Origin of the sequence: Pseudoalteromonas arctica A 37-1-2 (assembly GCF_000238395.3) — a bacterium.
Lineage (GTDB): Bacteria > Pseudomonadota > Gammaproteobacteria > Enterobacterales > Alteromonadaceae > Pseudoalteromonas > Pseudoalteromonas arctica.
This window is the reverse complement of sequence record NZ_CP011025.1, coordinates 53,658-70,928: the sequence shown is the minus strand read 5'-3', so window position 1 is coordinate 70,928 and position 17,271 is coordinate 53,658. Positions and strand designations below refer to the sequence as shown.

Annotated in this window: 17 protein-coding genes, 2 tRNA genes and 1 riboswitch; of the genes, 12 read left to right on the top strand and 7 right to left on the bottom strand. The window is 38.1% G+C overall.

Going from position 1 to position 17,271, the window contains the following annotated elements:
* Window positions 1-58 precede the first annotated feature (58 nt).
* Both PARC_RS00360 and PARC_RS00355 read right to left on the bottom strand, forming a co-directional pair.
* On the bottom strand, window positions 59-622 hold the full coding sequence (locus PARC_RS00360) for a hypothetical protein (RefSeq protein ID WP_010554848.1): 564 nt from the start codon (window positions 620-622) through the stop codon (window positions 59-61).
* Window positions 623-718: 96 nt separating this feature from the next.
* A riboswitch (cyclic di-GMP riboswitch) is annotated at window positions 719-807 on the bottom strand.
* Between the two features lie 88 nt (window positions 808-895).
* On the bottom strand, window positions 896-1,552 hold the full coding sequence (locus tag PARC_RS00355) for a cytochrome b/b6 domain-containing protein (protein WP_010554847.1): 657 nt from the start codon (window positions 1,550-1,552) through the stop codon (window positions 896-898).
* A 107-nt stretch (window positions 1,553-1,659) separates the two neighbouring features.
* On the opposite strand from PARC_RS00355, the gene PARC_RS00350 reads away from it, so the two are divergent.
* The 3 genes from PARC_RS00350 to PARC_RS00340 all read left to right on the top strand — a co-directional run bounded on the left by PARC_RS00350 (window position 1,660) and on the right by PARC_RS00340 (window position 3,231).
* The gene (locus PARC_RS00350) at window positions 1,660-2,364 is read left to right on the top strand and encodes an AzlC family ABC transporter permease (RefSeq protein WP_010554846.1); all 705 of its coding nucleotides are present in this window, start codon (window positions 1,660-1,662) and stop codon (window positions 2,362-2,364) included.
* The gene (locus PARC_RS00345; RefSeq protein WP_004335020.1) at window positions 2,361-2,660 is read left to right on the top strand and encodes an AzlD domain-containing protein; all 300 of its coding nucleotides are present in this window, start codon (window positions 2,361-2,363) and stop codon (window positions 2,658-2,660) included. The genes PARC_RS00350 and PARC_RS00345 overlap by 4 nt, the downstream gene beginning before the upstream one ends.
* Window positions 2,661-2,733: 73 nt before the next feature.
* Window positions 2,734-3,231: a glutathione peroxidase gene (locus PARC_RS00340; RefSeq protein ID WP_010554845.1), complete on the top strand. Its 498-nt coding sequence runs from the start codon at window positions 2,734-2,736 to the stop codon at window positions 3,229-3,231.
* Between the two features lie 118 nt (window positions 3,232-3,349).
* Here the strand turns inward: PARC_RS00340 and PARC_RS00335 are convergent, their stop codons facing one another.
* On the bottom strand, window positions 3,350-3,535 hold the full coding sequence (locus PARC_RS00335; protein ID WP_007579801.1) for a PA3496 family putative envelope integrity protein: 186 nt from the start codon (window positions 3,533-3,535) through the stop codon (window positions 3,350-3,352).
* 388 nt (window positions 3,536-3,923) lie between these two features.
* Here PARC_RS00335 and PARC_RS00330 point away from each other — a divergent pair, with 388 nt between their 5' ends.
* Window positions 3,924-4,718: a YggN family protein gene (locus PARC_RS00330; RefSeq protein ID WP_010554844.1), complete on the top strand. Its 795-nt coding sequence runs from the start codon at window positions 3,924-3,926 to the stop codon at window positions 4,716-4,718.
* Window positions 4,719-4,956: 238 nt separating this feature from the next.
* Here the strand turns inward: PARC_RS00330 and PARC_RS00325 are convergent, their stop codons facing one another.
* Window positions 4,957-6,399 (bottom strand): aminotransferase-like domain-containing protein, encoded by a 1,443-nt coding sequence (locus PARC_RS00325; protein ID WP_010554843.1) that lies wholly within the window; start codon window positions 6,397-6,399, stop codon window positions 4,957-4,959.
* Between the two features lie 102 nt (window positions 6,400-6,501).
* Here PARC_RS00325 and PARC_RS00320 point away from each other — a divergent pair, with 102 nt between their 5' ends.
* On the top strand, window positions 6,502-7,431 hold the full coding sequence (locus PARC_RS00320; RefSeq protein WP_007579798.1) for a DMT family transporter: 930 nt from the start codon (window positions 6,502-6,504) through the stop codon (window positions 7,429-7,431).
* A gap of 37 nt (window positions 7,432-7,468) precedes the next feature.
* Here PARC_RS00320 and PARC_RS00315 read toward each other — a convergent pair whose 3' ends face one another.
* A complete protein-coding gene (locus PARC_RS00315) occupies window positions 7,469-8,338 on the bottom strand; it encodes a diacylglycerol/lipid kinase family protein (protein WP_010554842.1) in 870 nt (289 codons plus the stop codon).
* 326 nt (window positions 8,339-8,664) lie between these two features.
* Here PARC_RS00315 and PARC_RS21590 point away from each other — a divergent pair, with 326 nt between their 5' ends.
* The 4 genes from PARC_RS21590 (at window position 8,665) to PARC_RS00300 (ending at window position 10,223) form a co-directional block, all read left to right on the top strand.
* Window positions 8,665-8,805, top strand: coding sequence for a hypothetical protein (locus PARC_RS21590; RefSeq protein WP_010554841.1), 141 nt, complete (start codon window positions 8,665-8,667; stop codon window positions 8,803-8,805).
* Window positions 8,806-9,024: 219 nt separating this feature from the next.
* Window positions 9,025-9,115, top strand: a tRNA-Ser gene (locus PARC_RS00310).
* Between the two features lie 52 nt (window positions 9,116-9,167).
* Window positions 9,168-9,260 (top strand) — tRNA-Ser (locus PARC_RS00305).
* Window positions 9,261-9,734: 474 nt separating this feature from the next.
* Window positions 9,735-10,223 carry a DUF4124 domain-containing protein gene (locus tag PARC_RS00300; protein WP_007579794.1) on the top strand — a complete coding sequence of 163 codons (489 nt, stop codon included), beginning with the start codon at window positions 9,735-9,737 and terminating at the stop codon, window positions 10,221-10,223.
* On the opposite strand, the gene PARC_RS00295 is transcribed toward PARC_RS00300, so the two are convergent.
* Together PARC_RS00295 and PARC_RS00290 are read right to left on the bottom strand one after the other, a co-directional pair.
* On the bottom strand, window positions 10,207-11,331 hold the full coding sequence (locus PARC_RS00295) for an aminotransferase class V-fold PLP-dependent enzyme (protein ID WP_010554840.1): 1,125 nt from the start codon (window positions 11,329-11,331) through the stop codon (window positions 10,207-10,209). The genes PARC_RS00300 and PARC_RS00295 overlap by 17 nt on opposite strands.
* 1 nt (window position 11,332) lies before the next feature.
* Entirely contained in the window at window positions 11,333-12,502 is a 1,170-nt protein-coding gene (locus PARC_RS00290; RefSeq protein ID WP_010554839.1) for a PrnB family protein, read from the bottom strand.
* Between the two features lie 136 nt (window positions 12,503-12,638).
* Here PARC_RS00290 and PARC_RS00285 point away from each other — a divergent pair, with 136 nt between their 5' ends.
* The 3 genes from PARC_RS00285 (at window position 12,639) to PARC_RS00275 (ending at window position 17,265) form a co-directional block, all read left to right on the top strand.
* Window positions 12,639-13,094: an Lrp/AsnC family transcriptional regulator gene (locus PARC_RS00285; RefSeq protein WP_010554838.1), complete on the top strand. Its 456-nt coding sequence runs from the start codon at window positions 12,639-12,641 to the stop codon at window positions 13,092-13,094.
* Window positions 13,095-13,166: 72 nt separating this feature from the next.
* On the top strand, window positions 13,167-15,887 hold the full coding sequence (locus PARC_RS00280) for an ATP-binding protein (RefSeq protein WP_010554837.1): 2,721 nt from the start codon (window positions 13,167-13,169) through the stop codon (window positions 15,885-15,887).
* Window positions 15,877-17,265 carry an alpha/beta hydrolase gene (locus PARC_RS00275; protein ID WP_010554836.1) on the top strand — a complete coding sequence of 463 codons (1,389 nt, stop codon included), beginning with the start codon at window positions 15,877-15,879 and terminating at the stop codon, window positions 17,263-17,265. The genes PARC_RS00280 and PARC_RS00275 overlap by 11 nt, the downstream gene beginning before the upstream one ends.
* Window positions 17,266-17,271: the final 6 nt, after the last annotated feature.

Below are 17,271 nucleotides of genomic sequence, written 5' to 3'. Positions count from 1 at the left end.
GGTAAACGCTTCATTACTAAAACCGCTATACCTTTGGGAAGATAATTCACTAACAGCCTTATATTTGCTGCCAAGCCATAGCCCAGCTTTGTCCAACACCGGGCTCGAACATAAACTTTTTATCGTCACTCGCGCGGCAAAACTCATTAAATGGCCAAGGCCTACATTGATAAACATGCCCTGTTTTTGGCTGCAATACCTTTGTACCCGCATTATAGTTTTCACAATTTTCAGGGTACACGTAATCATAAGTATCAAGGTTATTAACAACACGCTCATCGCATTTTGCAATACAATGAAAATCGACATGCGCTTTACATATCCCACTGCTTTGCAAAGCAAAAATTTCATTGTTTCTATAGGCAACAATTAAACCTTGTTCGGTCATTTTACCTGCGCTAACAAGAGGTACATGCACGTTAATATGCTCGGCAACTAAACGTGGCCATGCGTGAGGCTCACCTTGTTCAAGCGAGGTGATTTTGTAATCAAATGATAAACTAACTAGCTCTCCTTGCATGTCATAAAAGGTTACACTCACCACATCGCCAATAAACAATTGGGTATGATGATTTAAGCAACCTATTGTTGACCACTTTCCACAGGCCAACGACGTATGCATAAACACGGCAACACCTTAAGAGTTACAAAATCTTATCCATACACTATGGATACACAAAAAATACACTGAGGGCAAGTGATACATAACAACACGTTATGCAGTAGTCCCGCTACCATAGCTTTATAAAAAGCCTTAGACCGGAAACTTTGCGCCCTAATCTTTCGATTAGTTTGCCAGCAATGCGGCGATTATAATTCGGCCCCGCATAACAATCAAACAAAAGAATGTAACCAAAAACAAAAACCAACCCTTTAGGGTTGGTTTAGTGTGTTTTTAACTAAATAAATAAGTTAAAGGTTCTTTTGCCCACGTAAATATCAGCAGCACCAATAAAGATATAAATATTAGCCACGCAGGCCAAGACGCTTTTGTTACTTTAGCCTCAGAGCCATCCGCTTTTAACTCTTTTGAGCCTGTGATCATCGCCTTAACTAGCGGCTTACCTTTTATTCTATAAACAATAATAGCTAATACATGTAGACCAATAGCATAAAGTAAAATGTCAAAATTCAGCTCATGTAGCCAATTTGCAAAATCAATCGTATCGCTAGACACATATTGAGCAAGCGGGCCGTCAGTTAAAATGCCATCACTACTCATTAACCCGGTAATAAGCTGCGTAATTATAATTATAAAAAATACCATTACCATACAACTGCCAGGTGCTGAATGACCTAGCGAATCGCTTGGTGTCTTTAGTGCCTTTAAAATAGCACGAGGAGAGTGCAGCAACCCACTTAATCTCGCAGTTTTACTTCCGATAATGCCCCATATTAAACGCGTTACGATGAGTGCTAAAGTAAAGAACCCAGCAACAAAATGAAGCTCAATCATGCCCTCTTCAATACTAAAATAAAGCACCGCAATACTTACAACCAAAAACCAATGAAAGCATCTAATAAACCCATCCCACACTTTTAACGTCGTCATTGCGCCTATCCTTAAAAAAACAGTATTATCTAATTCGTTAACTACTTTAACATCATAATATTAAGGTATCCTTATGAGCCATTCTACAAGCCGTGCGAGTAAATATCATGCAACCAGTTAAAAAAGCTATTTTAAAAGGCTTTTTAGATATGCTACCACTGTGTTTAGCTGTTGTTCCTTGGGGCATTTTATGTGGTTCTTTAGCGATTCAAAATGGCTTTAGTGCACTAGAAACCCAAGCAATGTCGTTATTAGTCTTTGCAGGCTCTGCACAGCTTGTTGCAATTGAACTTATGGCGGGCAACACACCATTGCTCACAATTTTATTCACAACATTTATTATTAGCTCTCGGCACTTTTTATACGGTTTAGCTGTGCGTCATAAGGTAATTGACCAACCTATGCGTTGGCGCTTACCAGTAAGTTTTGTATTAACCGATGAGCTATTTGCATTTTCTCACCATAGAAAAGCGTACAGAACAAAAACACGTTTAATATACGCATTGAGCGCTGGTTTTAGCTTTTATATTGCATGGAATATTTGGACGTTAATTGGCATTGTAGCAGGCACAATGCTGCCCGACTTAACTAATTTAGGGCTCGACTTTGCCATTGCTGCCACGTTTATAGCTTTGGTTATTCCGGGCATTAAAAATCTGACCTCACTCGTTACGGTAATTGTAGCAGGCATTAGCGCAACGCTTTTAAAAAGCACAGGATTTGAGTTATGGCTTGTTTGCTCAGCGCTGCTGGCAATGGCCGCAGGTTACAGCACAGCAAGACTAACCACTAAAAAGGAAGTAACGCCATGATGACGACTATTTTACTCATGGCGTGCATTACATTTTTTACGCGTTATTTATTTTTACACCGTGCTTTGCCGTTTAAAGTAGGCCCTAAAATGCAGCAATTTTTAAGCTTTAGCGCACCAGCAGTGCTTACAGCAATTTGGGTGCCTATCGTGTTTTTGAATGAAGATGGCATTAACTTAAACTGGCAAAACCCTTATTTAAGCGCAGCAATAGTCGCCATTATTGTTGCCTACAAAACACATAATATTTATTACACTACGCTTGCCGGTATGGGGCTATTTCTAATTTTAAATTAGTGCGATCTTTATACTTTATGAAATACTGCACTCAGGTTAAAATGCGGCTAACAACAATAAAAAAGACGCCAATATGCACAAATTCCATCAATTAAGCGCAACAAGCTTGCAGGGTCAACCTATCAACTTTAATGATTTTGAAGGGAAGGTTGTGCTTATTGTTAATACCGCAAGTAAATGTGGATTTACCTACCAATACGAGTCGCTTCAAGCTTTGCATAATAAATATGCCAGCCAAGGTTTAGTTATTCTGGGATTTCCGTGCAATCAATTTGGTCAGCAAGAACCCGGCGACGCAACACAAATAGAGCAAGGGTGCTTAATTAATTTTGGTGTGAGCTTTTTAATGGCGGCCAAAGTAGATGTAAACGGTGAGCATGCACATCCTGTATTTCGTCACTTGAAATCGGCTTTACCTGGTTTTTTAACACGTAAAATAAAGTGGAATTTTACTAAATTTTTAATTGCCGCAGATGGTACACCAATTAAACGTTATGCACCTTTTACTAAACCCGAAAAGCTAGAACTTACAATTCAAAAAGCTTTGGCACAGGCTAAAAGCACGCTTTGAAAAGTAATAAAGAGGCGCAAGGCCTCTTTATTGCCAATACTACTGAAACTTAAACATACGCATAACTGCACATTTAAACTCTCAATATTAATTGGTATTTTATTTATACTAGTGAAATTTAATCGGTGTAATCGCTTAAATCGTCTTCGCCTAGATTTTTACGCAAGCGTTTTTGCTCAAGGTAGTCTTCCAACTTCTTTTTAACCTTTTGCTTGTTCTTATCGTGTTGATTACGTCCGAGCATTTCGTACTCGTCTTCAACAAAATCGTCATCTAGCGCATCGTAACTAAATGTCTTACCCACAACCCACTCCATAAAGTGTTTGAGACCAACCAAGGATTTTATTATCGCAATAGCCGGTAAAATTAAAAATGTTTAATGCCAAAGTGCTCTGCAAATTAACATCAAAATAAAGCCACGCGACTACTGTAAATAGTCTTCATGTCAGTAATGTGAATAAATAGCGCTAAATTTGAATTGAGGAAAGTGAGAGTTTTTTATCGTATCGATAAATAAAATTTATTAATTTTTATTAGTTAGCCAATTTGACTAAAAAATAGCTATTTATTAATTTTTTTGACTTGCTAAAAAATAAAGAAAAACACTTAATCAATTGTTTTTTATGGAAAAATAAAACTGGCATCAAACTTGTTATTAATTAATCGTCATCAACAAAAAGTAGAGAACAAACATGAAAAAATTACTATTAGTTAGCGCATTAATTTGTACGCCAGCCGCTATGGCTCATAACGACAACGATTCTGCAATTTCATTTAGTAACGATGAATGTAACGTCGAATTTAAAAACGATGTACGTATTAAACCAAACGAATTAGAAATTTTTACTGCCAATAATAAAACTATGCAATTTAATACCCATGGTGACTTAACCGTAAATGGCGAGCTTGTAGCGCTTAATAGCTCACAACGCGAAGCACTGAATAAGTACTCTGACAGCTTACGCACTCAATTACCTGAAGTAGCTAATATAGCGTTAGAGGGTGTTAAAATTGCCGGTGTAGCATTAGAAGAAGTAGGCAATGCATTTAATATTGACGGTCTTGATAATATGTCTGAGCTTATGGACGACATTAAAATTGAGGTAGAAAATACATTTTACCAGCAAGGTACATTTGTAATGGGCCAACAAAGTTTTAATCAATTTGGCGAAAACTTTGAACAACAATTTGAGCAGCAGATAGAAACAGCGGTTGAATCAGCAGTAATGCAATCAATGGGCAGCATTTTAGTGGCTTTAGGTTCTGAGTTACTTGGTTCAGGCGGCGATATGGATGCCTTTGAACAACGCATGGAAAATATGGGTGCACAAATAGAAGAAAAAGTAGAGCTACATGCAAGCGCACTTGAAGAGAGAGCTAACTCTTTATGTGAAAACTTTGCTGATATTGCAAAACAAGAAGAGCAATTAGTAATGCAAGTGCCTGAGCTTAAAGGTTACCAGTTATTTAGCTTTAAACAGAATTAGTACAGCAAACGTTATTTAACATCCCTTTGGCAGCACTTAAGTTTACTTAAATGCTGCTTTTTTGTGTTTCCCAAACTTATACCAACCTGCATAAATCTTTGATCAATTTAACGAATTAAATTGCACTATAACTTCGTTAAAAATTTTTTATTTAGAACAACTAGATACAAAAACTTTTGCCTAGTTCTAGCGTAATTTTCTTAACGTTAAATAGACCCCATATATAAGCAGATTGGTATTACTTTTTAGCTAATAAAGTGAGCTTGCCCAATGTAACTATTGCTTGCTCTATCTGCTCGCTCCACGGCACACCATAACTTAACCTTACGCAGCTTTTATACTTATTAGAGGCTGAAAAAATAAGCCCAGGGGTAATACTAATACCAACCTCAAGAGCAAGTAAAAATAATTTTTGACTATCGTATTCGCCTCCTAAATCTAGCCACATTACACAGCCTCCTTTTGGATCGCTTATACGTGTATTTTTTGGCATAGCTTGTTGTAAACACCATCGCATACGCTCTTTGTTATCGCGCAGGCGCTGCCTGAGTACCTTTAAGTTACGGTCGTACTCGCCGCTGGCAATAAATTCTGATAACGCCCATTGGTTTATTAACGAAGCGGAGCAACTTAGTGCTCGTTTATATCGCCGCGCTTGTGTTGCAAATTTACCGGCAACGACCCAACCCACACGATAGCTAGGCGCTGCCGTTTTAGAAAAAGATGAGCAACTGATCACTAATCCTTTTTTAGAGTACGCTAAAGCAGGTGTGCCTCGTTTTGCCGTAAAATATAAATCGCCGTATACGTCATCTTCAATAAGCACTACGTCGTGGCTTTCGAGTAACTCCACCAGCTGCTGCCTATTTGTATCTGGCATAAAGCTGCCCACAGGGTTGCTAATTGCTGTCGAGAATAAACACGCTTTTATGTCATGTTCATTCAAAGCGCGCTCCAAATCGCTTAACCAAATGCCATTATCTGGGCACAGTGGTATTTCGAGCGCTTTAAGCCCTAAGCTTTCTATTAGCTCTATAATCCCGTGATAACAAGGTGTCTCAATAGCCACTACATCGCCTGGCTTTGTTACACACTTAAGTGCAATAGCCATGGCTTCTTGTGCACCATTGGTGATCACAAGCTCGTCCATATCAATGCCAATACCAAAATCTAAATAGCGATGCACTAATTGCTTTTTCAGCGGTACAAACCCATCTGTTGGGCCATAGTTTATGGCTTTACTGCCTGCGATAGTCATTACGCGGCGCATGTTTCTGGCGAGTGCTTTATCGGTAGGTGCTGCGGCAATTGGGTTAGCGATACCAAAAGGGACTACGTTCGCTTGATGAATCGCGCTGTACACCTGCTCTATTAAGGCTTGTTTATTTACCACAACAGGTTCGCGACTTAATTTAACTCGCTTAGGTAAATTATGCGCCATGCTAACGACTTTTAAAAAATATCCTGATTTTTCACGCGCCTCTACCAACCCTTGATCTTCAAGTGACTGGTAAGCCTGTTTTACAGTGGGGATACTTATGCTTAAGTTATCTGCCATTTTACGCAGTGATGGAAGTTTTTCGCCGGGGAGTAAAACTTGTTGAGCGCTCATATCTCTAATCAACTGAATAACTTGCTGATATAAAAACTCATGCCCTTGGCTATTTTTTTGTCTTATCATCACACACCAAATCTGTATAGGTTACATTTTTACTTTTCTGTATATGGTAAGTATACAGATAGGTCTTAAAATAGCCATTCAACCGGGCTTTGGAGACTAACCATGAAAAGTGCAGCGCTATACATTACAACTGTTTTAATTTGGGGTTCAACTTGGTTAGCCATAGAGTTTCAGTTAGGTGATATTGCGGTAGAGTTATCGTTATTTTATCGCTTTGCTATTGCAGCGCTTTTAATGTGGTTATATGTAGCGTACAAAAAACCCGACATGCGATTTAAGTTACTGGATCATGGCTTTTTTGTTTTATTAGCCATTTGTAATTTTGGATTAAATTATTTAATGCTTTACTGGGCACAAAATCACCTTACCTCAGCCATGACCTCTATTGCCTTTTCAATGCTGCTGGTTATGAACATAGTCAATACTCGGTTATTTTTTGGTAAGCCAATCTCAAAACGAATTTATACAGGTGCTGTACTCGCTGTATTAGGTATTACGTGTCTGTTTTGGCCACAGTTACAGCAGTTCGACTTGAGTAATGGTGCATTGGTCGGGTTACTACTTGCCCTTGGTGGCACCTTTGTGGCTTCATTAGGAAATATGGTAAGCGTTCGTAATTCTCGTAAACAAATTGGTGTATTGCAAGGCAATGCATGGGGCATGTTATACAGCGCTATAGGCTTGGCTTTATATGTATTAATGAACGATGTGCAATTTAGTTTAAACGCTCCACCAAGTTACTGGCTATCACTACTTTATCTATCAATATTTGGCACTGTAATCGCTTTTGGTTGCTACTTTGCTCTACTTAGAAATATAGGCCCTGAAAAAGCCAGCTACGTTATTGTTTTATTCCCACTAGTGGCAGTAACACTGAGTAGCTTTTTTGAAGGCTTTGAATGGCACGCAAATACCTTTGCAGGATTTAGCCTAGTGCTATTAGGTAACGCCATTGTGCTTACCCCAACAAAACGAATTAACGCCTTTTTAGCTAATAGAGCAATGGCTAAAAGTGGCTCCGTCCCCAGTTAGACGCGTTATTAACGCAACTAACGTAAAAGCGCCTACCCTACTGTAGGCGCTTTTTTATTGGCATATGAAAAAGTAAAGCCTGCCCATGTACACTAATAACGGCAGGAGTTTTACCTACCAGTTCACCATCTGCTTCAATCAATAACCCTTCAGTTTTTATGGAAGCTGTATTTAAGCGACTGTAGTTAAGGTTTTTTATATGCTGATGGCGCTTAAAAAACAACTTCATAAAGCTTATTACGTTATAAAAAAGCCCACCCGATCGCATTTGATAACACTCAAGCAGCCCATCAGTTAAATCTGCTTTTGGCGCTATTTCTAGACCACCACCAAAGTACTTATGATTAGCAAATACGGTAATTAAATTTTTATACTGCCTAACATCGTTATTAAACGTACCTTGTAACTGCTGAGCTTGATAATAAAATAGCTCCTTAATGCTCGTCCAACTGTAATCAAAAGATGAAAAACTAGCTTTAGCATTAATCGCTTTAACTACATGAGCATCAAACCCTACCCCTGCAATATTAATAAAATAGCGGCTATTAATTTTTCCTACATCAATTGCTGTCGGTGTATTAAATAGTGCCTTTCGCCAATCATCTTCTTTGCAACTAAACCCTCTCGAGAAATCGTTACCTGTACCGCAAGGCAATAATGCTAACGTACAGCTACTCCCTATTAACGCATTAACCGCCAAGCTCAATGTACCGTCTCCGCCAAGTACAACTACTTTGGTAAATTTACTCAGTAGCAACCTTATTTGAGCGCAGTCATCGTTAAAGTTTCCTGTTGTAGTAAACATACAATAAGAAAAACTGCGTTTTTTACAAATGCTTTTAAGCCATATTAGTGATTTTTCACTCTGTTTTTTTGTACTTGATTTAATAATTATTAGTAGTGACAAGCTTTTGTTTCCAACAATGTATTTAAGAACGAATAAAAAAGAGTTTAATTGAGTTTTTTTAATCTGAATAACTAGTCAAAAAGTTTGTTTAAAATGCATATAAATAAATAAAAAAACACAGAAACACCAGTATTGGCGAGAGTAAAGCCGATTTTATTTTAACTATTTATGCAAAAACCATAATAAAAAACACTGAACCGCACGTTAATAAAATCAATAAGGATTAGTTTAACTAATCCGTCAGGCTCAATTTTTATCGTTGTCTTTTTAATCAAACAACGTGCAAAATGCACGCGATTTCAACATATACAACCCGGAGCAAAATAATGAAACCAATTAACACATTAAATCAAACAGCAGCAGCTCAAGTAGCAGTTAAACCAACTAACCGTAAAGCAAGAATGTTAGCTAGACTTAACACTATTGGTAAAAGACTAGCACTTAGCGGCGCAGCTCAATATAAATAATCACCCAACCATGATTATTTTTCGGTGCAGCGAACACTCAACCACTAAATGAAGTCACTTATTTAGCTCCCCCTTGTTTGCTGCAACCTATTTATTTTATTAAAAATTGCCTTAATTTCCCCTTATTTACAAAAAAAACCTCATTTACGTACGTTTTTTAGGCAAACAGTCATTTTGCTATTTACACAGCGGTATCACCTAAGTATTATTCTGCGTCACGGAGAGATGGCAGAGTGGTCGAATGCACCGGTCTTGAAAACCGGCATGGGTTTATAGCCCATCTAGGGTTCAAATCCCTATCTCTCCACCATATTTTAATTGGTGGCTTTTTTTACTTCCATCAATACAAACGGTTATGCGTTGGAGAGGTGTCCGAGTGGCCGAAGGAGCTCCCCTGCTAAGGGAGTATAGAGTTTGTAGCTCTATCGAGGGTTCGAATCCCTCCCTCTCCACCATACTTAATTTAAACCACTTGATTGTGGTTTTTTTGTGCCTAAAATTTAACACCAGTACAAAATAGGGAGGGTGAGAACCCTCGACAGGGTTCGACAAAATGTCTGGAACATCTTGGGCCGCTGCAAGCGTCGCGCAGCGATTGATTACATGGATGTAAGCAAGTCTATCCCTCCCTCTCCACCATACTTAATTTAAACCACTTGATTGTGGTTTTTTTGTGCCTAAAATTTAACACCAATACTAAATTGACAGGGGTCAACAAAATGTCTGGAACATTTTGGGCCGCTGCAAGCGTCGCGCAGCGATTGATTACATGGATGCAAGCAAGTCTATCCCTCCCTCTGGACCATACTTAATTTAAACCACTTAATTGTGGTTTTTTTGTGCCTAAAATTTATAAAAACTAAACAAATTGTGCCTAGTAATAACTTAGGGCATTATTAACACAACTTTAGCCACTTTTAGGTTTAGCTATGATCCGGTTCATATTGCTATCAGTTTGCGCGGCAGCACCATTTTTTACCTTGGCACAAAGTACAACAGTGTATAAGTGTGTAATTAAGGGCGTTCCTACCTTTAGCCAAACGCCTTGCGCTAAAGATGCACAAGTTATTACTCTTAAAGATATAAACGTAATTGAAGCATACAAAAGCTCTACGCCCGGTAAAGGTATTACCGACACCTCTGTGGATGACTACTTAGAAGTTCAACAAATAGAACGAGAAATAAAGCGTCTTGAGCTATCTATTGCACAAAGCCAAAAAGAATACGCAGCTAAAAAACAGCAGATAGATTACATGACTCAAGATAAAGCCAATCGTTTAGGCGCTTCGTCTATTGCTGATGCTATCGCAACTAAAACAAATTCGTTAAAGCAAGCTTACGACGCATCAATTAATCAAACGCAGCAAAAAATAGAGTCATTAAAACAAAGAAAGCAGCAGCTTAGCCAAAACCCTTAAGCGCTCGTTTTACTATCGAAATAAACTGCTCAACGTCTTCTTGAGTATTATAAATATGTGGCGATACTCGTATCCCAAATTTACGGGCATCTACACTGACTTTCGCTTTATTAAGCGCTGTAAGTACATGGTCTTGCTGCTTGTTAAAAAACAAAATAATAGTCCCGCTGCATTTATCACTACTCATAGGTGATGCAACATATTTGCCTAGTTGCTCATGAATAAGCGTAAGCATAGCTAAATTATGATCCCTTACCTTGTGAGCAGTTAGCTCTGCAAAGTAAGCAATGCTATTTGCGGCAATAATATAAGGTGCTACAGAGGGAGTACCACCCCAAAACTTGAGCGCACTGGCGTTATATTCAAAGTGGTTTATATTGAACTCAAATGGATTTTGATGCGAAAACCACCCCACATCTTTAGGCTCGCAATACTCTATTTGATTTTTGTTAACCCATAAATAAGCTGCACCTGGGCCACCACATAACCATTTAACGCTCGAGCCAACCATAAAGTCAGCATCGAGTATGCTTAAATCAAGCGGTATAACACCCGCTGACTGAGCAACATCAACTATTGATAAACTATTAGTTAATTTACTTATAGCTACAATATCGTATACAGGCGCCTGTACACCTGTATTTGAATACACATGACTTATAAAAACTAAATCGATGTCGGCGGTTATATAACGCTGCCAAACACTAATATCAGTTAGGTTTTCGTGCTCTGGTATAAACATAATTTGTGCGCACTCTGGTAATGCTTTTTGCATTGCAAAACCCATGCTCGGAAAATCACTTTGCGCCATAAGCACTTTACAATTTTTTTGCTGTAGCCGTGGATGCGACATAAGCAACTTTGTTAAGCCACTTGATAAATTAACCTGAGGACAAAACTGCGAACTAGGCGCATTAAATAACTTACCAAGCGCGGTAGTAAATTGCTCAACTGCGGACAGCCATTGTTGCCAAGGTTCTTTATTTGAGCTCTCCCACGGTAAAAAGTAGTGCTGAGCTAAATATTGCTGCGTATTTTTAAGAGGGCGCCCTACCGAGTGGTTTAGTAAATAACAGCCATCAGCCATACAAAAATCATTTTTAAGCATGCTATTTAACCCATTTTTTAAGTGTATTTAGATCGTCAAAACGTGTTTTTATATCGTCGCGTTTGGCACTGGCTCGCCTATCTCTTAATTTTTCGAGCGAATCAAGTAACACATGAAGCGGCGGACCACTTGCTGTTACCTTGCTCATATGCTGCTGTTGCATATTTTTTGAGGGCTGAGCAATAAACTTTTCAACCAGTTGATTATGATGACCGACTGCGGTGTCGCCATGTAATTTACACACTTGAATAAATAACGTTGCATGGTTTTTAAACCAATCTGTATTTTTATATTGCTTGGCTTGTAAAAAGTCATCCATAAAGCTTTGCATACGCATGGCTTCTCGCAGGATTTGTTGATCCTCTGGCATCATATATAAAAACTTATCCACCAGCATTTGCGAGTAACTAGGCTCATTTGCGCTACAAAGCCCTAGTAACATATCAATCACGTTAATACCTGCAAAGTCACCAGCATTTGCACCTCTGTAAACCTCTTTACCTACACGGTACGGTTTATAATAAGGGCGAACGCAGTTAAAAAAGCGATCTGTATCGAGCTCAGAATAAAGTGCATTATTTGACTCAATTACATCTATAAGCGCTTGTTTGGCTACTTTTAATAACTCACCACACAGGGGGTGTGAGATACCTAACGGCAATATTTTTAATAAAGCATCACTTGCACGTTTATAGGCCAAAATACCTTGGGTGTTGTAATCAAGAAATAGCTTTTCATCAGGTAAATTGGTAAATCGTTTATAAATACCGTTAAGTGCTTTGTTATGAGTAGTTAAGTGGGCGGTAGCAAAACGAGGGGTTACGCCAATGGATGCGCCAATATGCATAGCAAGCGCTGAAGCATCTATTAGTGGGGAGCTGGTTTCTCTGTTTGGTTCGGTAATTTCATGGCGCCTACACGCCGCCATAAACAATCCTACGTTACCGAGTAAGTCAAAAGCGCTATCAAAGCCTTGATCTGTGTTTCCCTCGGCTAATAAATTGCTAATTAATACGTTGCCTTCTTTTTCTAATTGTTGCTTTAAGGCCTCGCCTACCCCTTCTACATTGGCTTTATCGGTTTGCTGCCAATAAAGCTGCTCTAATTCACTATTTAAAGTGACAAACTCTGTTCGTATCCAGTGATCGAAAATAGCGGTATGTGTGTTCATTGGTGTGCTCTATTATTTTTATAGTTAAATGCTAACAGAGTTCAATGAGGGTAAAACGCCAAAAAAATTAGTAAAAACTGTAATACTTAGCAATAATCACTACAAATATAAAAATAATTAATAAAAGCCGACAACTATGTTAGATAAAAAAGATCAGCAATTACTCATTGCACTGCAAAGCCAAGCTCGTATGTCGGTTTCAGACTTGGCCAGCGGTATCAACCTATCGGATACACCTTGCCTAAGGCGTATAAAAAAGTTAGAGCAAGAAAACATTATTACCGGCTACCACGCCGCCATAAATCCTAAAGCACTTAACCTTAATGTGTTGGTATATGCATTCGTACGATTAAGCCAAAACTCGGTAAGTGCTGCAGAGCAATTTGAGCAACATGTAGAAAAATTACCACATGTATTAGAGTGTTGTGTAATATCAGGAAGCTATGATTATTTATTAAAAATCATTGCACATGATCTTGAGAGCTACGAAACATTTGTAAAACATCAACTAGGTAGTTTAAGTTGTATTGCAAATATAGAATCAACAGTCGTGTTAAAGCAGTCATTTAGCAAAAAACAGTTACCATTATAAAAATAACCAAAATAACTTACTGTTAGCTATACTGATATTTCAAAACGATAATAATAATTGCTTGGACCTTATGTGAAAAATTTTAACTCTAAAAATCATTCCATTATTTTTTACATCATGTTTGCTTTAGCATATTTTTTAGTCGGCATAGCACTCACTAAACTTGCTTTTAACTCGCAAATAATTCCAATTTGGTTACCTGCCGGTATAGCTCTAGTCGGTTGTTATATTTGGTGGTGGCGCTTTATCCCGCCTTTATTCGTAGCTGCAATTGCGTTTAACCTAAATATTTTTGATAGTTCAGCTCATGAGCTAGTCCTGGTCGGCAACTCATTCAACGAGGCTATGTATATCGCCTTTGGTGTTGTTATACAGGCAATGGTCGGCGCAGCTTTTTTAAAGTATTGGCTTGGTCACCCGCTGCGTTTTAAAAAGCGCAAGAATATAATTTACTTTATTTTAGTCATAGCCATATTGGTCAGCTTAATTTCAGCTAACTTTGGCGTATTCGCACTAAGTCAATTTAACTCGATTTACAGTATTGATAATCATTGGAATAATGTTATTTACTGGTGGCTTGGCGATACATTAGGGGTATTAATTGCAACTCCATTTTTACTTTCTTTATTACCACAAAAGTCTAATCAACATACTATATCGGCATTTCCGACAATTGCAGTATGCTCAGTTTTATTTTTATCAGTCGCGGTAACAACACAATTATACGATCAGGAAAATCGTATAAGCACTATTAAAATTGCCGAACGTGAAGTCCACGTTATAGAAAACAGCCTTTATAGATATACAAATCGCAGTATTATTGCAGTGCAGAGCTTAGCAAGTCAGGTTCAATCATCTCCCATGCTGAGCCAGCAAGATTTTTATTCTTATGCTAGTCAGTTACTAACTCAATACGAGTTTATTAACGCTTTATCGTGGAATGCAAAAATACCTCAAGATCAACGCGAAGTCTTTGCTCAAGAAATATCAAACATTTACCATTTAGATATTGATATAGTTGGCGAACCTCTTGAAATTAACGATCCCCTTGTTATAGTAAAATACATAGCTCCTTTTAATGGTAATCAAAAAGCGATTGGCTTTAATGTATTTTCAAACCCTGATCGAAAAAACTCTCTGCTTAACCCCGCTATAAAGTACATGCCAGTCGGAACTAAAATAATTCAGTTGGTGCAAACCAAACAACCTAAACCAGCCTATTTATTATTTGCCCCTGTGTACTCCCAATATAACGATGAAAAAACAATTAAAGGCTATGCCACTGGTATATTTTTAGTGCGTAGTATTATTGAGCAGGCCATTTCTAAAGAACAGTCTGATATGTTTTCGATTGGTATATACGAAGATACAAACACACCGCCGTTTTATAGTAATTACTCTCAGGATGTTCAGCAAGCCAAAGGCAGCCGTTTAATGTCGTTTGACGTGGACTTTGCAGGGCAAAAATGGATTGTAAAACTAGCCCTTAAAGAAAGCTTTTTAACACAACATAATAGCCAACTAACTCTATTATTGCTCATACTCCAAGTTGCCGTATGTTCTTTAATTTTAATGGTTTTACTGCTGTTTAATCAGCAACAAATTGCACTTACACGTCAAGTTGCTGAGCGTACACACTCACTCGCACAAGCAAAGCAGCAGTCTGATTTAGCTAATCAGGCTAAAAGCCAATTTTTAGCGAATATGAGCCACGAAATACGTACACCATTAAACGCCGTTATTGGCTTTTCTTCACTTGCTCGAGAAACAGACAGTGCAAGTACACTCATTGGCTATTTAGATAAAATAAACTCATCATCTAAAAGTTTATTAAACTTAATTAATGACATTCTTGATATATCAAAAATAGAATCCCAAAAGTTAGTTATTGAATCTATTGCATTCGACTTAGGTGCTTTAATAACACGCATAGACAATATGTTTGAACAAAGCGCAGTTAACAAAGGTATTAACTGGCAAGTTAACTCAAAGCTACCTTTAAATACCTGGTTTATCGGTGATCCTATGCGAATTGAGCAGGTATTACTTAATTTATGTAGTAACGCGATTAAATTTACAAGCCAAGGCAGCGTTGCTTTAAACATAGAAACAGAGTTTACTGCCGCCAATAAAGTACAGCTTGTTATAAACGTTAGTGATACCGGAATAGGTATAAAACCAAGCCAGCATAAAAAATTATTTAACGCATTTACCCAAGCTGATAGTTCTACCTCAAGGCAGTTTGGCGGTACAGGACTTGGCTTAACAATAGCAAAAGAGCTAAGCCAATTAATGGGGGGAGAAATAGCCCTTAAAAGTGAAGTAGATAAAGGCTCTACTTTTACATTTTCAATGCGATTAGAAACAACAGAGCCTAAAAAAGAACATGTTATTACATTTGATAATACTAATATTACTTCGCTAGACATTTTGGTCGCAGAGGATAACCCAGTAAATCAAATGGTTATTAAAGCGATGCTTGGCTCGTTAGGGATTGTGCCGTATATGGTAGAAAACGGTGAGTTGGCGGTCGATATAGTGAAAAAGCAGCATTTTGACTTAGTGCTTATGGATTGCCAAATGCCTGTAATGGATGGCTATAGAGCAACGGCACTGATCCGCCAGTTTAAAACCGAACAAGAACTCCCTATTATTGCCTTAACTGCCGACGTAATGCCAGAGGATAAAGCACATGCACAAGCAGTTGGATTTAATCAACATCTTGCAAAACCGCTTGAACTCATTAAGCTAACCGAGTGTCTTGTCCAATATGCAGAAGTTAATGAACAATAGTGGTTTAGTTTTAAGAATAGTTTTAAGAATATTTTTTGGTTTTGTTTTAAGTCTTTTTTCTCATACAGCTGTCGCTCAAAACTGTATATCGCAGGCGAGCGACTTTAAATTTATAACAAAAAGTAAGCAACAAGGCTTATTACGCTTTGAAAATGAGCACAACCACCAGCGCTTTAATTACCACGCCCTTTTGCCATTTAACGATTACTTAGATTTTGCATATAAACATATAAATAAAGCCAATCCACGTGCAAATATGCCATGCCCTGCTATTACACAAACGTATCAGCAATTAGTAACACAAGGTACGCGAAAACCTGACCCTACTATTGCAGATATTATTGCCCCTTTTGAGCTTACGCATCCAAACCGCAATAAAGTTGCGCTATTAATCCACGGACTAACTGACTCCCCCTTTACGTATCACGATTTAGCACAAGTGTATTATCAGCAAGGCTATACTGTGCGTACTATTTTATTACCAGGACATGGAAGCGCCGCAAGTGCTTTACTCAATGTAGACGTTAGCCAATGGCAACAAGCAATAAAATACGGTATTGAACGCTCGGTGCAAGACTTTGATGAGGTGATACTCGCAGGTTACTCTACCGGTGCAGCGTTACTTATTGATTACGCAACCAAACACACTGTATCCCCTAAAATTAAAGCGCTTATGCTTTATTCGCCAGGCTCCGAGCCACATAATAAGTACGGCTGGATAGCAAAGTGGATTGATGCCATACCCTTTGTTAATTGGATTGATAAAGACGCCGACGTAGACTTTGCTAAGTATGAATCATTTCCTTTAAATGCAGCTGCCGCTTCGTACGATGCAATGTCACTTGCAAGCATAAGTAGCTTGAACAAACGCCCTGCACTTAAATTACCTATTTTTAGTGTACTTAGCGATATTGATACCACGATAGATACGCGTGCCACGCTAAAGTTATTGAGTGCATTACACAAAGGTAATTCAATCAAATATAAGCCACTCGATACTTTAGTACTTTATGGAAGTACTGATATTTTACCGCCAGACTTTGCTAGTGACTACACAGTAAATAATCCGCAATGCACAACACCTCAATGTAAAAAGGTTCATGGTATGTCGCATATTGCTGTTGTTAACTCACCGCAAAATCCACATTATGGAATTAACGCAACTTATCGCAATTGTGGCAGCTTTATTAACGACGAGTCCCTATATAAAACATGTAAAACAACTAAAAACCCACAACTAGGAGAGCGTACAAGCGCCAACTTAAAACACTATCCGGCTTTACAGCGCTTAACTTATAATCCTCATTTTACCGAGCTTAAAATGCAAATTAGTACGTTTATTAAAAACGTAGAACAGCTTAGAACAACTACAAGGTAAGTAGTC

Excerpts from the sequence above, each read along its gene's own strand:
- PARC_RS21590 (WP_010554841.1), top strand. The coding sequence starts at position 8,665 with ATGAAACCAATTAACACATTAAATCAAACAGCAGCAGCTCAAGTAGCA.
- PARC_RS00345 (WP_004335020.1), top strand. The coding sequence starts at position 2,361 with ATGATGACGACTATTTTACTCATGGCGTGCATTACATTTTTTACGCGT.
- PARC_RS00340 (WP_010554845.1), top strand. The coding sequence starts at position 2,734 with ATGCACAAATTCCATCAATTAAGCGCAACAAGCTTGCAGGGTCAACCT.
- PARC_RS00300 (WP_007579794.1), top strand. The coding sequence starts at position 9,735 with ATGATCCGGTTCATATTGCTATCAGTTTGCGCGGCAGCACCATTTTTT.
- PARC_RS00330 (WP_010554844.1), top strand. The coding sequence starts at position 3,924 with ATGAAAAAATTACTATTAGTTAGCGCATTAATTTGTACGCCAGCCGCT.
- PARC_RS00290 (WP_010554839.1), bottom strand. The coding sequence starts at position 12,502 with ATGAACACACATACCGCTATTTTCGATCACTGGATACGAACAGAGTTT.
- PARC_RS00275 (WP_010554836.1), top strand. The coding sequence starts at position 15,877 with ATGAACAATAGTGGTTTAGTTTTAAGAATAGTTTTAAGAATATTTTTT.
- PARC_RS00350 (WP_010554846.1), top strand. The coding sequence starts at position 1,660 with ATGCAACCAGTTAAAAAAGCTATTTTAAAAGGCTTTTTAGATATGCTA.
- PARC_RS00360 (WP_010554848.1), bottom strand. The coding sequence starts at position 622 with ATGCATACGTCGTTGGCCTGTGGAAAGTGGTCAACAATAGGTTGCTTA.
- PARC_RS00295 (WP_010554840.1), bottom strand. The coding sequence starts at position 11,331 with ATGCTTAAAAATGATTTTTGTATGGCTGATGGCTGTTATTTACTAAAC.
- PARC_RS00325 (WP_010554843.1), bottom strand. The coding sequence starts at position 6,399 with ATGATAAGACAAAAAAATAGCCAAGGGCATGAGTTTTTATATCAGCAA.
- PARC_RS00320 (WP_007579798.1), top strand. The coding sequence starts at position 6,502 with ATGAAAAGTGCAGCGCTATACATTACAACTGTTTTAATTTGGGGTTCA.
- PARC_RS00285 (WP_010554838.1), top strand. The coding sequence starts at position 12,639 with ATGTTAGATAAAAAAGATCAGCAATTACTCATTGCACTGCAAAGCCAA.
- PARC_RS00355 (WP_010554847.1), bottom strand. The coding sequence starts at position 1,552 with ATGACGACGTTAAAAGTGTGGGATGGGTTTATTAGATGCTTTCATTGG.